Here is a 14,567-nt window from a genome sequence, read left to right on the forward strand (position 1 = left end):
GTTCTCGACAGGATGGGGGAATGGCCGTGACCCCCGAGACGACGCCAGAGCAGCACGCCACCGACGAGAGCAGCACCGAGGTCGCGACGACCCCGAAGGGACCCGCGCCCGACCCCGACTGGTTCAAGAGCGCGGTCTTCTACGAGGTGCTGGTGCGCTCGTTCCAGGACTCCTCCGGTGACGGCGTCGGCGACCTCGCCGGCCTCACCGAGCGCCTGGACTACCTGCAGTGGCTGGGCGTGGACTGCCTGTGGCTGCCCCCGTTCTTCCCCTCACCGCTGCGCGACGGCGGGTACGACGTCGCCGACTTCACCGACGTCGCCTCCGACATCGGCACCATCGACGACTTCCACGCCGTCCTCGAGGCCGCCCACGAGCGCGGCATCCGCGTGATCATCGACTTCGTCATGAACCACACGTCCGACCAGCACCCGTGGTTCCAGGCCTCGCGCGCCGACCCCGAGGGTCCGTACGGCGACTTCTACGTGTGGTCCGACGACGACACCCGCTACTCCGAGGCGCGGATCATCTTCGTCGACACCGAGGCGTCGAACTGGACGTGGGACCCGGTGCGCCAGCAGTACTTCTGGCACCGCTTCTACTCCCACCAGCCCGACCTCAACTTCGACAACCCCGCCGTCGGCGAGGCGATCATCGAGGCGCTGTCGTTCTGGCTCGACATGGGCATCGACGGGTTCCGGCTCGACGCCGTCCCGTACCTGTTCGAGCGCGACGGCACCAACGGCGAGAACCTCCCCGAGACGCACGCGTTCCTCAAGAAGGTGCGCGCCTACGTCGACGAGCACTACCCCGGACGCGTGCTGCTGGCCGAGGCCAACCAGTGGCCGGCCGACGTCGTCGACTACTTCGGCGACCCCGCCGTGGGCGGCGACGAGTGCCACATGTGCTTCCACTTCCCGGTGATGCCGCGGATCTTCATGGGCGTGCGACGCGAGTCGCGCTACCCGATCAGCGAGATCCTCGAGCAGACGCCGACGATCCCCGACCACGCGCAGTGGGGGGTGTTCCTGCGCAACCACGACGAGCTGACCCTCGAGATGGTCACCGACGAGGACCGCGACTACATGTGGAACGAGTACGCGATCGACCCCCGCATGAAGGCCAACATCGGCATCCGACGGCGGCTCGCCCCGCTGCTCGACAACGACACCAACCAGATCGAGCTGTTCACCGCGCTGCTGCTCAGCCTGCCCGGCTCACCCGTCCTGTACTACGGCGACGAGATCGGCATGGGCGACAACATCTGGCTGGGCGACCGTGACGGCGTCCGCACCCCGATGCAGTGGACGCCCGACCGCAACGCCGGGTTCTCCCGCGCCACGCCCGGCAAGCTGGCGCTGCCGGTGATCATGGACCCGGTCTTCGGGTTCCAGAGCGTCAACGTCGAGGCCCAGCAGGCCAGCTCGTCGTCGCTGCTGCACTGGACGCGCCGGATGATCTCGATCCGCAAGCAGCACCCCGCGTTCGGCCAGGGCAGCTTCCGCGACCTCGGCGGGTCCAACCCGTCGGTGCTGTCGTACGTCCGCGAGCACGGCGACGACGTGATGCTGTGCGTGCACAACCTGTCGCGCTTCCCCCAGCCGGTCGAGCTCGACCTGCACACCTACCAGGGGGTGCGCCCGGTCGAGATGCTCGGCGGCGTCGAGTTCCCGCCGGTGGGCGAGCTGCCGTACTTCCTGACGCTGGCGGGGCACGGGTTCTACTGGTTCCGGCTCGACCGCAGCAGCGCCCTGATCGAGAACGCGGGCCCGGCATGACCGCCCCCGCCGACCTGTCGATCCTCACCGACTACCTGCAGCACCAGCGCTGGTTCGGCGCCGACAGCGCGGCCACCGTCAGCGGCGTGCGCACGCTGCAGTGGCTCCAGGAGCCGACGGACGGGTTCGGCGTGCGCGTCGCGCTCGTCGACGTCACCACGCCCGACGGCCCGCAGCTGTACCAGCTGCCGCTGTCGTACCGCGCCGAGCGCAGCGACACGATCGCCCACGGCTTCGTGGGCGTCGCCACCGTCGACGCCGGCACGTTCCACCTGTACGACGCGGTGCACGACCCCGACGCCCGCGCCGTGCTGCTCGCCGGGTTCACCGGGGGCCCGGTGCCGTCCGACCTCGTCTACACCGCGTCCGACGACCTCGAGCTGACGCCGGAGTCGACGTCGGTGCTGCTGTCGGTGGAGCAGTCGAACACCTCGCTGGTGGTCGACGAGGCCCTCGTGCTCAAGCTGTTCCGCCGGCTCAACCCCGGCCGCAACCCCGACATCGAGGTGCACGAGGCGCTCTCGCCCGAGGGCGGCGACAGCGTCGCGGCCATCCGCGGGTCGCTGCGCACCCGCCTGGGTGACGACGACGCCGAGGAGTACGACCTCGCGATGCTGCAGCGCTTCCTGCGCACCGCCACCGGCGGGTGGGACTCTGCACGCGCCAGCCTGCGCGACCTCGTCGCCGAGCCCGACCTCGAACCCGAGGAGGCCGGCGGCGACTTCGGCGCCGACGCCGAGCGTCTCGGCCTGACCACCAGGCACGTCCACGAGATGCTCGCCGAGCACTTCGAGACCCGCGAGTGGGGGGCCGCCGAGCTCGGCGACCTCGCCGACCGGTTCGGGGCGCGGCTCGACGAGGCCGTCGCCGCCGCGCCGCAGCTCGAGCCGTTCGCCGACGCCGTGCGCGCCCGCTACGACGACGTCCGCGACCTCGACGCCACCGTGCAGGCCCAGCGCGTGCACGGCGACCTCCACCTCGGGCAGTCGCTGCGCACCACCGCCGGCTGGAAGATCATCGACTTCGAGGGCGAGCCGTCCCAGGCGATCGCCGACCGCGTCCGCCTCGACTCCCCCGCCCGCGACGTCGCCGGCATGCTCCGCTCGCTCGACTATGCCGCGCGCTCGGTGCTGGTCCAGGCCGGCATCGACGCCGAGAAGCTCCAGGAGCGCGCGAGCGCCTGGGTCACGCGCAACCGCACCTGCTTCCTCGACGGCTACGGCTTCGGCGATGACGAGGCGCCGCGGCGCCTGCTCGCCGCCTACGAGCTCGACAAGGCGGTCTACGAGGTCGTCTACGAGGTGCGCTACCGGCCCACCTGGGTCGACATCCCGCTGCGCGCCGTCGCGGACCTCACCTCGTGAGCGCGGCCCGTCCGGCCCGCCGCCACCACCCCCGCAGCGTGAAAGGATCCCCAGATGCGTGAACTCGATCGCCACCTGTTCGGAGAAGGTCGTCACGAGGAGCTCTGGAAGGTCCTCGGCGCCCACCCGACCGCCACCGGCACCTCGTTCAGCGTCTGGGCCCCGCGCGCGCGGACCGTCCAGGTCGCCGGCGACTTCAACGGCTGGAACGGCGGCGAGCACACGATGTCGCGCGACGACCTCGGCGTCTGGGAGCTCGAGGTCGAGGGCGTCGGCCCCGGCGCGCTGTACAAGTACAAGGTCGAGTCGCCCGACGGGCGCTGGACCGACAAGGCCGACCCGATGGCCCAGTACGCCCAGCAGCCGCCGCAGACGGCGTCCGTGGTGTACCGCAGCGACTACACCTGGGACGACGCCGCGTGGATGACGCAGCGCGCCGCCAGCCGTCCGCACGCCGAGCCGATGAGCATCTACGAGCTGCACCTCGGCTCGTGGCGCCTCGGACTGACGTACCGCGAGATCGCGGCCGAGCTGGCCGACTACGTGCGCGACGCCGGCTTCACCCACGTCGAGCTGATGCCCGTCATGGAGCACCCCTTCGGCGGGTCGTGGGGCTACCAGGTCTCGGGCTACTACGCGCCCACGTCGCGCTTCGGCGAGCCCGACGACTTCCGCTTCCTGGTCGACACGCTCCACCAGGCGGGCATCGGCGTCATCCTCGACTGGGTGCCCGCGCACTTCCCCAAGGACGAGTTCGCGCTGTCGTACTTCGACGGCACCGCCACCTACGAGCACCCCGACCCGTGGCGCGGCGAGCACCCCGACTGGGGCACGCTGATCTTCGACTTCGGCCGCAACGAGGTCCGCAACTTCCTCATCGCCAACGCGCTGTACTGGATGGAGGAGTTCCACGTCGACGGCCTGCGGGTCGACGCCGTCGCGTCGATGATCTACCTCGACTACTCCCGCGAGCACGACCAGTGGCGCCCCAACATCCACGGCGGCCGCGAGAACCTCGAGGCCGTCGCGTTCATGCAGGAGCTCAACGCCACCGCCTACAAGCTGCACCCGGGCGTCGCGATGATCGCCGAGGAGTCGACGGCGTGGCCGGGCGTCACGCGCTCGACCGACCACGGCGGCCTGGGCTACGGGTTCAAGTGGAACCTCGGCTGGATGCACGACTCGCTGGGCTACATGCGCGAGGAGCCGGTCAACCGGCGCTACCACCACCACGAGCTGTCGTTCGCGATGATGTACGCCTACGCCGACAACTTCCTGCTGCCGCTGTCGCACGACGAGGTCGTGCACGGCAAGGGCTCGCTACTCACCAAGATGCCCGGCGACCGCTGGCAGCAGCTGGCCAACCTGCGCGCCTACTACGCGTTCCAGTGGTCCCACCCGGGCAAGCAGCTGCTCTTCATGGGCAGCGAGTTCGGCCAGGAGCGCGAGTGGAGCGAGGAGCGCAGCCTCGACTGGGGCCACCTCGACGACCCCGGTCACGCCGGGCTGCTCCGGTTCGTCCACGACCTGAACGTCGCCTACCGCGAGCGTCCGGCGCTGTGGGGCGCCGACCACGACCCCACCGGCTTCACCTGGATCGACGCCGACGACCGCGACCACAACGTGTTCTCCTACCTGCGCTCGTCCGGTGACGACCAGCTGGTGTGCGTCGTCAACTTCGCCGGGGTGCCGCACGAGGACTTCCGCGTCGGCCTGCCGTCCGGTGGCACGTGGCGCCAGGTGCTCAGCTCGGACGACCTCGCCTACGGCGGGTCGGGCGTCGTCAACGACGAGACGCTGACCGCCGACGAGGGCTTCGCCTGGAACGGCTGGCCGAGCTCGGTGGGCCTGCGCGTGCCGCCGCTCGGCGCGGTGTGGCTGGAACCCGTCCGGTGACGCCGCCCCGCCTGCGACCGGGCGCGGGTGGCGTGCACGACCTCGTCCTCGACGGCCCGGTCGACGCCGAGCTCGTGGCCGAGCTGCTCGAGGAGTCGCTGCAGCACGACGAGGTGCGCCGCATCGAGGTGCGCGTCGACCTCGCGGACGTCACGAGCCTGCGGGCGCTGTCGCGCGCGGGCATGCGTCGCGAGGGCGTGCTGCGGATGCCCGACGGCGACCAGGCGCTGATGGCCCGCGTCGTCGGCGACCCCCAGGCCGGCACGCACGAGGGCTTCATCGCGATGCTCAACGCCGGGCTCCCCCGCAAGCGGGTGATCTCGCAGGGCCTGATCCACGACGCCGACGGCCGTGTGCTGCTCTGCGAGCTCACCTACAAGCGCGAGTGGGACCTCCCGGGCGGTGTGGTCGAGCCCGGCGAGTCACCGGCCGACGGCCTGGTCCGCGAGCTCGAGGAGGAGCTGGGCACCACCTTCGAGGTGCTCGGCCTGCGCACCGTCAACTGGCTGGCCCCCTGGAGGCAGTGGGACGACGCGTGCGTCTTCGTGTTCGACCTCGGCACCCTCGACGCCGCCGCGACGGCCACGATGGACCTCCAGCCCACCGAGATCGCCGCCGTGCACTGGTGCGACCCCGAGACCGTCGCGTCTCGGGCCGCCGCCGCCACCGTGGCCCTGCTCGAGGGCCTGCCCGCGTCGTCGTCGGCCTACCGGGAGCGTGGCGTCCCGCGCTGACGGTGGGGGAACCAAACACCACGTTCACGTGGTAGTTGGTCCGATGCGCGGGAGATCTCCCGTGCTTCGGCGGATCTGCCATGGGCGGTGGGGCTGCTGGGACGGCGTGGCCACACCGCGGACGGCTAGCCCGCTAGAACCCCTCGCCGTCGACGACGCCGCCGTACTGAGCGAGCACGCGCGGCAACCCGTCCCCCTCGGGGGGCACGTAGAGCAGCACCTGGTGGTAGTAGCGGAGCAGGCCGGCGGTGTAGAGCTTGTCGGACAGGAAGGCCTTCTGGGCCGAGCCCTCGGGCCACGAGACCTCGACGCCGTCGGCGATCTCGTACCCGTCCTGGCGGAGCAGGGTGGCGACGACGAGCGCGCCGCCGTCCTCGGTGCGCATCGCGAACTCGACGGGACGCGCACCCCACGACTGGCTGAACGTGACGCCCTTGATCGCCGAGGACTGGCCGGCCACCTGGCGCATCTGCTGGATGAACGAGTCGTCGACGACCTTCTTGGCCTCGGCGCCCTGGGGGTCGCGCAGGGCGGCGGCGTAGTCGGTGATGGCCTGGGCCGGGGTGGCGGCGAGGCCGGCGCCGTCCTTGGGCTCGATCGTCTCGAGCGACCCGGCGTCGTCGGTGGCGAACGCGGGCAGCCGGGTGCTGAGGAGGGCCTCGGGGCTCGCGACCATCGTCCACTCGGCCGTCGCCGAGGAGCGGGAGAAGATCTGGACCTTGGTGACCTTCTTGACGTTGTCGCGCACGATCGCGACGAACCACAGCGGGTAGGCGTCCAGGCGCGGGGAGAGCACGCGCTGGATCTCGAGGTCCTGCTCGGGGTCGAACGGCTGGGTGGCCTGGAGCCGCTTGGCGACCTGCAGGGCGCCGGAGTCGATGGCCAGGACGGGCCCGGACTCCACGGTGCCGAGGGGCTCGGGGTCGAGCAGCTTGAGCGCGTTGGCACGGACGTCGGTGTAGCGGCCGTAGATGGCGTCGATCTCGCGTCCGTCGGCGGCGACCTTGCTGATCGGGGCGGCGTCCTTGCGCTGCGGCACCTCGCCGCACCCGGCCAGCACCGCCAGGCCGAGGACGAGGGCGGCGGCGCAGCAGCGGCGTGTGCGGGTGCTCACTCGACCCCCAGGGCGCGGCGCAGGCGCGAGCGCCAGCTGCCGCCGGGGTCGTCGTCGGGGCGGCCGTCGTCGCGGCGGTCGGTCCCGTCGGCGGGGACGTCCTCGACGACCTCCTCCACCACCTCGAGGCCGTCGGCCTCGGACGCGGAGATCTCGCGCTCCTGTCCGTCCTCGTCGACGAGCACGTACACGACCTCCTCCTCGTCCTGCGGCTCGGCCGGTCCGGGTGCGTCGGGAGGCGGCACCGCGGGTGCGGGGACGGGCGCCGCGGGCTCCGCGTCCTCGTCGTCGATGATCTCGTAGCCGTCCAAGTCGTCCGGGGCGACCTCGTGCTCCACCCCCTCGGCGTCGACGAAGACGTAGCGAGCGTCCCCGTCGTCCTCGGACGCGTCGGCGCCGCGCCCGGCGCGCCGCAACGGCATGCCGCGCACCTGCATCAGGCCGAGGAACGCGATGCCGAGCCCCGCCGCGACGCCACCGGCGCCCATGACGAAACCCCCGCCGACGTCGTACGCGGTGGTGATCTCGAGGCCCTCGAGGTCGGAGTCGCCGACGGAGAGCACCGCGAGGGACACGGGCTCGTCGGGCAGCCGGACGGTGATCGAGGCGCCGCCGAGCCCGGCGGACTGCGCGACCCACCAGTCGAGCGCCGTCGGGGCGGCCGAGAGGTTGGGCTCGCCCTGCTCCTGCGTGGTGCTGATCTTCCACGGCACCCGGACGCGGGTGATGCTGAGCCGCTGGGTCTTGCCGAGGTAGTTCTCGACGTCGACGGCGTTGCCCAGCCCCACGAAAACGGGCTTGTCGTCCGGCACCTCGGCCAGCACGCTCACGGTCGGGCCGGCGTACGCGATGGCCTTGGGGGTCGTGACCACGGCGACGCCGACGGTGTCGATGGGGTGCGGGCCGGTCGTGGCACGGTCGTCGGGCCCGAGGACGATCATCAGCGCCGCACCGGCCACGGCGACCACGACGCCGACGAGCAGCACGAGACCACCGACGATCCGCCGCACAGTCCCTCCCCGAGCCGACGCCCGGCACCCTCCTGCGCCGGGCTCCGCGAGCCAGGTCACAGCGTACGGTCCCGGGCCCCGGTCGGCGTGCGGGACGCCCCGGCCGTCGCCGGTCGTGCGGTGCGCCCGCCGCCCCGCGAGGATGGGCCCATGGCTGACGTGAACGGCAGGACCGTGCTGGTGACCGGCGCGACGGGCGGGCTCGGGTCGCTGCTCGCCCGCGGGCTGGCCGAGGCGGGCGCCCGCGTCGTCGTCTCGGCCCGCGACGAGGGGCGTCTGGGCGAGCTGGGCGTCGACGGTGCGGTCGTGCTCGCCGCCGACCTCACCCTCCCCGGTGCGCCCGAGGACCTCGTGGCCCGCACGGTCGAGGCCACCGGGTCGCTCGACGGGGTCGTGCACGCGGCCGGCGTCGTGGCGTTCGGCCCGGCGTCGGAGGTGGACGACGACGTCGTCGACGAGCTGCTGCTGCTGAACTACCTCGCGCCGCTGCGCCTGGTGCGCGCCGCGTCGCCGCACCTGCCCGAGGGCGGCTTCGTCGCGGCGATCAGCGCCGTCGTCGCCGAGCGCCCGATGCCGCAGATGGCGGCGTACTCCGCGAGCAAGGCCGCCCTGTCGGCCTACCTGACGAGCATCCGCACCGAGCTGCGGCGCCGCAAGGTGCGAGTGCTCGACGTCCGGCCGCCCCACACCGAGACCGGCCTGGCCACCCGCCCGGTCGCGGGCGAGGCCCCGAAGATGCCCACGGGCCTGTCCCCCGACGCCGTCGCCGCGCGGATCCTCGCGGCCATCACCGACGACGAGACCGACCTGGCGTCGGACGCGTTCTGACCGCCCACCGCTCCAGCACCATTCGCCACCCGCCGTCCGACGGCTCGCCCGCCCACGCGACGTAGCCGTCGGGGCGCACCAGCAGCGACGGCCCGTGGTCCGCACGTCGGACGACCGTCGCCGGGGCGTCGACGTCCGGGGCGCCCGGCCCCAGCACCAGGACGAACCCCGCGTCGCGCTGCGCCTCGGCCAGGCGCCCGTCGACGAGCGGGACGTCTCCTGCGCGGGTGCCGACGAGCCGGTGCCCGCCACGGCCGCGCCCGTAGGCGATCGCCACCCCCGAGAACGTCCCCGCCGCCCGGCGGGCCACGGGAGGCAGACGCAGCAGGCCCCCGAGCAGGACCCGTCGCACCAGCACCGCGGGCCGCGTGCGCCACGTCATCAGCCGGATGGTGGCGCCGCTCGTCCGGAGCACCAGCCGCCCCACCGGGTGGCGTTCGTCCTGGTAGGTGTCGAGCAGCGCGTGGTCGGCGCCGTCCAGCACGGCCGCGAGCTTCCAGCCCAGGTTCGCCGCGTCCTGGATGCCGGTGTTCATCCCCTGCCCGCCCGCGGGAGAGTGCACGTGCGCCGCGTCGCCGACGAGCAGCACCCGTCCGTGCCGGTACCGCGCCACCTGCCGCTCGTCGCTGTGGAAGCGCGACGACCAGCGCACCTCGCCCCAGCCGTGGTCGGTCCCGAACGCGCGCCGCACGGCACGTCGCACGTCGCCGGGGTCGACCGGGGCGTCGTCGTCGGCCGCGAGCTCGCGGTCCCACGCGATGACGCGGAACCAGCCGTCCCCGAACGGCGCGACGAAGGCGAAGCAGCCGTCCGCGGCGTCCACGCTGATCAGCCCGTCCGGCGGGTCGGCCAGCCGCACGTCGGCCAGCATGATCGACCTCAGCACCGTGACGCCGGGGAAGTCGGCGCCCACGAGCTCGCGGACCGTGCTGTGCGCGCCGTCGGCGCCCACCACCCAGGACGCCCGCAGCAACTGGGCGTCGTCGGCGGCGCGCACGGTCACCTCGACGGCCCCGTCGTCCTGGCGCAGCGACGTCACCTCGGCCCCGCGCAGCACCCGGGCGCCCACGTCCCGGGCGTGCCGCTCCAGCAGGCGGTCGACGTTCACCTGGGGCGTCATCAGCACGAAGGGGAAGCGGGACGGCAGGCGAGCGAGGTCGACGCCGGCGTGACCCAGCAGCGCGAGCCGGTCGACCGTCCGGCCGGTGGCCACGAGCTCTTCGGCGATCCCCCGGGAGTCGAGCAGCTCCAACGTCCGGGCGTGCACGCCGAAGGCCCGGCTCAGCGGCGACGGCTCCCGGCGACGGTCGAGCACGACCACCGACCGTCCCGTCCGCGCGACCTCGGCCGCGAGCACCAGGCCCGCCGGACCGGCGCCCACCACCGCCACGTCCACCTGCTCCACCGTCGCCACCTCCACCAGGTCAACACTCGTTGACCTGCGACGGTACGCCGTGTCCGCGTCGCGGTCAACGATCGTTGACCTACGATGGTGCGGTGCCTCGATCCGCAGCCGCCACCCGCGCCCGCGTGCTCGACGCCGCCCGCACCCGGTTCGGCGCCGACGGCTACGAGCGGACCACCATCCGCGCCGTCGCGGCCGACGCCGGCATCGACCCGGCGCTCGTGATGCGGCACTTCGGCAGCAAGGACGGGCTGTTCGCCGAGGCCGCCGACCTCGACCTCGCGCTGCCCGACCTGACCGGCGTGGCCCCGGCCGACGTGCCCGCGCTGCTCGTCGAGCGATTCGTGGCGGTGTGGGAGCAGGACGCGACGTTCATGGCGCTGCTGCGGGCCTCGGCCTCCAGCGAGGTCGCCGCGGCCCGGATGCGCGAGGTGTTCGCCGACCAGGTGGCACCGGCGCTCGCCGCCGTGGCCGTGGACCGTCCGGTGGAGCGGGTGGCGCTCGTGGGGTCACAGGTGCTCGGCCTGGCGGTGGCCCGCCACCTGCTGCGGGTGCCGGCCCTCGTCGACATGGACGCCGACGCGCTGACCGCCTGGATCGGCCCGGTGCTCGTCGGCTACCTCACCGACGCCGCACCGGTCTAGAACAGCGCCGCGCTGAGGGCGCGCCGGGCGGGGCCGACGCGGGGGTCGTCGCTGCCGACGACGGTGAACAGCTGCACGAGGTGGTCGCGGACGCGGTTGCGGTCGTCGCCCGCGGTGCGGCGGACGAGGTCGATCAGCCGGGCGAAGGCGTCGTCGACGTGCCCGCCGCTGACGTCGAGGTCGGCGACGAGGAGCTGGGCGTCGACGTCGGTGGGCGCGTCGGCGGCGGCGCGGCGGGCGGCGTCGAGGTCGGCGCCGCGGGTGCGCTGCATCAGCCTGACGCCCGCGAGGCGCTCGGCCGCCTCGACGTCCTTGGGGTTCTGCAGGACGAGCGCCTCGTAGGCCGCGACCGCGCCCTCGAGGTCGTCCGCGCCCAGGCGCTCGTCGGCCTCGGCGAAGCGCGGGTCGTCGACGTCCTCGTCGGCGTCCTGCGGGACGGTGCTGCGGGGAGCCGCCGTGCCGGCGACGCCGTTGGACACCGCGACCTTGATGAGCTCGTCGAAGTAGCGGCGGACGTCCTCCTCCTCGACCGTGCCCTGGAACAGCGGCACGGGCCGCCCGCTCACCAGGCCGAGGACGAACGGGACGCCCTGCGCGCCCACGGCCTGGGCGATCTGGGGGTTGGCGTCGACGTCGACGCGGGCGAGCAGGATGCGTCCGCCGAGGGAGTCGACGACCGAGGCGAGCGTGGCGTTGAAGGTCTCGCTCTGCGGCGAGCGCGCCGACCACAGCGACAGGACGACGACGTGCGTCATCGACGCCTCGACGACCTCGGCCTGGAAGTTCTGCTCGGTGACGTCGACGACGTAGGCACCGGCGGCCGGGGCCGCTCCACCCGCGGACGGTGCGCCGGGCGCCTGCTGCTGTGGGGCGGGGTTCTTGAAGGCCGACAGGTCGACGGCACCGGGCCGCGAGAAGCTGCTCATGGCCCCATTCTGTCCCAACCGCACCGACCGGACGAGGACGGGGCGGGGAGGCTATCCGCCGTAGGGGTCGTCCCGGCTGATCGTCTTGCGCAGGCCCGAGCGCTGGACGACCCGCTGGATGGTGAGGTCGCGCTCGTCGGGCTGCCCGATGTAGCGGATGTCGCGCAGCCCCTGGGCCTGCGCGGCGGACTCGAACACGAAGTGGCCGTAGCCGAGGATCCGGCCGACGAACGGCTTGGCGACGGTGATGTCGAGGATCCGCGAGATCGGCATCGTCGCGGTCTTGACCGAGAGCACGCCGCTGGCGCGGAAGACCCGCATGTTGGTGACGACGAAGACGTCCATGTGCCAGGTGAGCGCGATCCAGGCGGCGTGGCCGAGCAGCCCGACGCCGAGCACGATCGGGATCCACGCGACGTCGACGCGCCAGTACAGCGCCCAGACCCACAGCAGGAGCGCGAGCACCGCCTCGACGACCGAGCGGCAGTAGACCACCCAGTGGTGCCGGACGACGTCGATCGTGTGCTCGCCCTCCTCGGCGAGCAGGTGCTTGCCGATCTCCTGGTCGGGGATCAGCCGCAACCACTCGCGCAGCACGCCGAGCACGGCCGACCTCAGCCGACGAGGCGCTCGAAGAACAGCCGCAGCTGGCCAAAGCCCTCGATCACGGCGTCGAACGCGCCGCGCACGGAGTCGGCGGCCGAGCCCGGGCTCGTCAGCAGGTAGTACACCGCGAACGCGATCACGATCAGAAGGGCGATCTTCTTGACCACGATCGACTCCTGGGGGGATTGAGGGTGTGGCGGATCAGGGCATGCGACAGCCCCAGGGTCGTTTATAGCCCAGTCGGGGCGGGCGGGGACGCAGGCGCGCCGCCGTCCGTCGCCGTGTCGACCACGCGGTCGAGCAGGGCGTCCGCGGCCCGGAACGGGTCGGTGGCACCCGCCAGCACGTCGTCGGCGAGGACGTCGAGGCGCGAGTCGCCCGAGACGTCGGCGAAGCTCTCCCGCAGGCGGGTGACGGCGATGGCCTCGATCTCGTCGCGCACCCGGAGCCGTCGACGGCGCTGCAGCTCCCCCGTGGCGTCGAGGTGCGCGCGGTGCTCCTCGATGCGCGCCGCGAGGTCGTCGAGCCCCTCGCCCTGGGAGGCGACGGTGCTGACGATCGGCGGGCGCCAGGAGCCCTCGGGCCGCTGGCCGAGCGACAGCATCGACCGCAGGTCGCGGGCCACCTGCCCGGCCCCCTCGCGGTCGGCCTTGTTGACGACGTAGACGTCGCCGACCTCCAGGATCCCCGCCTTGGCCGCCTGGATCCCGTCGCCCATGCCCGGCGCGAGCAGCACGACGGTGGTGTCGGCGAGGCCCGCGACGTCGATCTCGGACTGCCCGACGCCGACGGTCTCCACCACGACGACGTCGCAGCCGGCCGCGTCGAGCACCCGCACCGCCTGGGGCGTGGCCCACGACAGGCCGCCGAGGTGGCCGCGGGTGGCCATCGACCGGATGTAGACGCCGGGGTCGGTGGCGTGGTCCTGCATGCGGACGCGGTCGCCGAGCAGCGCGCCGCCGGAGAAGGACGACGACGGGTCGACGGCGAGCACCCCGACGCGGTGCCCGCGCTCGCGCAGCCGGGTGACCAGCGCGGACGTCGTCGTCGACTTGCCGACGCCGGGCGACCCCGTGACGCCCACGACGTGCGCGGTGCCCGTGTGCCGGACCAGGAGCGCACTCACCTCGCGCAACCGCGGCGAGGCGTCCTCGACGAGCGAGATCAGGCGCGCCACCGACCGCGGGTCGCCCTCGCGGGCCCGCTCGACGAGCGCCGGCACGTCCACCTCACGCCGCGCCACGTCAGGACCCTACCGACCTGTCGGTGCGTGGTGATGCCAGGACGTCACCACGCACCGACAAGTCGCACGTCAGGCGCCGGGGACGCTGATGACGAGGGCGTCGCCCTGGCCACCGCCACCGCACAGCGCCGCTGCGCCGGTGCCGCCGCCGCGGCGGGCGAGCTCGAGGGCCAGGTGCAGGACGATGCGGGCGCCGCTCATGCCGATCGGGTGACCGACGGCGATGGCGCCGCCGTTGACGTTGACCTTGTCCTCGTCGATGCCGAGCTCGCGGGCGCTGGCGATGCCGACGGCGGCGAAGGCCTCGTTGATCTCGACCAGGTCGAGGGACGCGGGGTCGATGCCGCCCTTGGCGCACGCCTTGGCGATCGCGTTGGCGGGCTGCATCTGCAGCGTGGAGTCGGGGCCGGAGACGCTCGCCGACGGACCGATCTCGGCGATCCAGGTGAGCCCGAGCTCCTCGGCCTTGTCCTTGCTCATGACGACGACCGCGCAGGCGCCGTCGGAGATCTGGCTGGCCGAGCCGGCGGTGATGGTCCCCGCCCTGTCGAACGCGGGACGCAGCTTGCCGAGGGAGTCGGTCGTGGTGTCGGCGCGGACGCCCTCGTCGGCCGACACGGTGACGGGGTCGCCGCGGCGGCTGGGGATCTCGACCGGGACGATCTCGTCGTCGAACAGGCCGTTCTTCTGGGCCTCGGCGGCGCGCTGGTGCGAGCGGGCGCTGAAGGCGTCCTGCTCCTCGCGGGTCAGCTGCAGGCCGTCGGCGTTGCACTGCTCGGTGAGCGCGCCCATGGCCTGGTCGGTGAGCGCGTCCCACAGCCCGTCGTGCGCCATGTGGTCGACGAGCGTGGCGTCGCCGTACTTGGTGCCCTCACGCGACGTGGGCAGCAGGTGCGGCGCCTGCGTCATCGACTCCTGGCCGCCGGCGACGACGACCTCGTGCTCGCCGGCGCGGATCAGCTGGTCGGCGAGCGCGATCGCGTTGATGCCCGAGAGGCACACCTTGTTGACGGTGATCG

14 protein-coding genes are annotated in these 14,567 nt (G+C 73.1%); 6 read left to right on the forward strand and 8 right to left on the reverse strand.

Annotation, left to right across the window (positions count from 1 at the left end; genetic code table 11):
- Positions 1-20: 20 nt before the first annotated feature.
- From treS to ACI6PP_RS04085, 4 genes are read left to right on the forward strand one after another with little or no spacing between them, the layout of a single operon-like run.
- Complete coding sequence (gene treS, locus ACI6PP_RS04070; protein WP_421109336.1) at positions 21-1,778, forward strand: maltose alpha-D-glucosyltransferase; 1,758 nt, start codon at positions 21-23, stop codon at positions 1,776-1,778.
- Positions 1,775-3,142: a maltokinase N-terminal cap-like domain-containing protein gene (locus ACI6PP_RS04075; protein ID WP_421109338.1), complete on the forward strand. Its 1,368-nt coding sequence runs from the start codon at positions 1,775-1,777 to the stop codon at positions 3,140-3,142. The genes treS and ACI6PP_RS04075 overlap by 4 nt, the downstream gene beginning before the upstream one ends.
- A gap of 54 nt (positions 3,143-3,196) precedes the next feature.
- The gene (gene glgB / locus ACI6PP_RS04080; protein ID WP_421109340.1) at positions 3,197-5,038 is read left to right on the forward strand and encodes a 1,4-alpha-glucan branching protein GlgB; all 1,842 of its coding nucleotides are present in this window, start codon (positions 3,197-3,199) and stop codon (positions 5,036-5,038) included.
- On the forward strand, positions 5,035-5,772 hold the full coding sequence (locus tag ACI6PP_RS04085; RefSeq protein ID WP_421109342.1) for an NUDIX hydrolase: 738 nt from the start codon (positions 5,035-5,037) through the stop codon (positions 5,770-5,772). The genes glgB and ACI6PP_RS04085 overlap by 4 nt, the downstream gene beginning before the upstream one ends.
- Positions 5,773-5,905: 133 nt before the next feature.
- On the opposite strand, the gene ACI6PP_RS04090 is transcribed toward ACI6PP_RS04085, so the two are convergent.
- Entirely contained in the window at positions 5,906-6,886 is a 981-nt protein-coding gene (locus ACI6PP_RS04090) for a DUF8094 domain-containing protein (protein WP_421109343.1), read from the reverse strand.
- Positions 6,883-7,896: a hypothetical protein gene (locus ACI6PP_RS04095; RefSeq protein ID WP_421109345.1), complete on the reverse strand. Its 1,014-nt coding sequence runs from the start codon at positions 7,894-7,896 to the stop codon at positions 6,883-6,885. The genes ACI6PP_RS04090 and ACI6PP_RS04095 overlap by 4 nt, the downstream gene beginning before the upstream one ends.
- Before the next feature lie 150 nt (positions 7,897-8,046).
- Here ACI6PP_RS04095 and ACI6PP_RS04100 point away from each other — a divergent pair, with 150 nt between their 5' ends.
- Positions 8,047-8,724, forward strand: coding sequence for an SDR family NAD(P)-dependent oxidoreductase (locus ACI6PP_RS04100; protein WP_421109346.1), 678 nt, complete (start codon positions 8,047-8,049; stop codon positions 8,722-8,724).
- Here the strand turns inward: ACI6PP_RS04100 and ACI6PP_RS04105 are convergent.
- Positions 8,684-10,129 (reverse strand): FAD-dependent monooxygenase, encoded by a 1,446-nt coding sequence (locus ACI6PP_RS04105; protein WP_421109348.1) that lies wholly within the window; start codon positions 10,127-10,129, stop codon positions 8,684-8,686. The two genes, ACI6PP_RS04100 and ACI6PP_RS04105, sit on opposite strands and share 41 nt — an antisense overlap.
- A gap of 92 nt (positions 10,130-10,221) precedes the next feature.
- On the opposite strand from ACI6PP_RS04105, the gene ACI6PP_RS04110 reads away from it, so the two are divergent.
- Positions 10,222-10,773 (forward strand): TetR/AcrR family transcriptional regulator, encoded by a 552-nt coding sequence (locus ACI6PP_RS04110; protein WP_421109349.1) that lies wholly within the window; start codon positions 10,222-10,224, stop codon positions 10,771-10,773.
- On the opposite strand, the gene ACI6PP_RS04115 is transcribed toward ACI6PP_RS04110, so the two are convergent.
- The 5 genes from ACI6PP_RS04115 to ACI6PP_RS04135 all read right to left on the reverse strand — a co-directional run.
- A complete protein-coding gene (locus ACI6PP_RS04115; RefSeq protein WP_421109350.1) occupies positions 10,770-11,699 on the reverse strand; it encodes a tetratricopeptide repeat protein in 930 nt (309 codons plus the stop codon). The genes ACI6PP_RS04110 and ACI6PP_RS04115 overlap by 4 nt on opposite strands.
- 51 nt (positions 11,700-11,750) lie before the next feature.
- Complete coding sequence (locus tag ACI6PP_RS04120) at positions 11,751-12,305, reverse strand: PH domain-containing protein (protein WP_421109352.1); 555 nt, start codon at positions 12,303-12,305, stop codon at positions 11,751-11,753.
- Positions 12,306-12,313: 8 nt separating this feature from the next.
- The gene (locus tag ACI6PP_RS04125; RefSeq protein ID WP_421109354.1) at positions 12,314-12,472 is read right to left on the reverse strand and encodes a hypothetical protein; all 159 of its coding nucleotides are present in this window, start codon (positions 12,470-12,472) and stop codon (positions 12,314-12,316) included.
- Positions 12,473-12,534: 62 nt separating this feature from the next.
- Positions 12,535-13,548 carry a methylmalonyl Co-A mutase-associated GTPase MeaB gene (gene meaB / locus ACI6PP_RS04130; RefSeq protein WP_421109355.1) on the reverse strand — a complete coding sequence of 338 codons (1,014 nt, stop codon included), beginning with the start codon at positions 13,546-13,548 and terminating at the stop codon, positions 12,535-12,537.
- Between the two features lie 69 nt (positions 13,549-13,617).
- A partial coding sequence (locus ACI6PP_RS04135; RefSeq protein WP_421109356.1) for an acetyl-CoA C-acyltransferase occupies positions 13,618-14,567 on the reverse strand: 950 nt, incomplete at its 5' end.

The organism is Solicola agrisoli (assembly GCF_049059935.1).
Classification (GTDB): Bacteria; Actinomycetota; Actinomycetes; order Propionibacteriales; family Nocardioidaceae; genus JAURVT01.

What these genes read in the sequence shown, in the direction of transcription:
- treS (WP_421109336.1), top strand. Translation starts at nt 21, where the DNA reads ATGGCCGTGACCCCCGAGACGACGCCAGAGCAGCACGCCACCGACGAG.
- ACI6PP_RS04075 (WP_421109338.1), top strand. Translation starts at nt 1,775, where the DNA reads ATGACCGCCCCCGCCGACCTGTCGATCCTCACCGACTACCTGCAGCAC.
- glgB (WP_421109340.1), top strand. Translation starts at nt 3,197, where the DNA reads ATGCGTGAACTCGATCGCCACCTGTTCGGAGAAGGTCGTCACGAGGAG.
- ACI6PP_RS04100 (WP_421109346.1), top strand. Translation starts at nt 8,047, where the DNA reads ATGGCTGACGTGAACGGCAGGACCGTGCTGGTGACCGGCGCGACGGGC.
- ACI6PP_RS04115 (WP_421109350.1), bottom strand. Translation starts at nt 11,699, where the DNA reads ATGAGCAGCTTCTCGCGGCCCGGTGCCGTCGACCTGTCGGCCTTCAAG.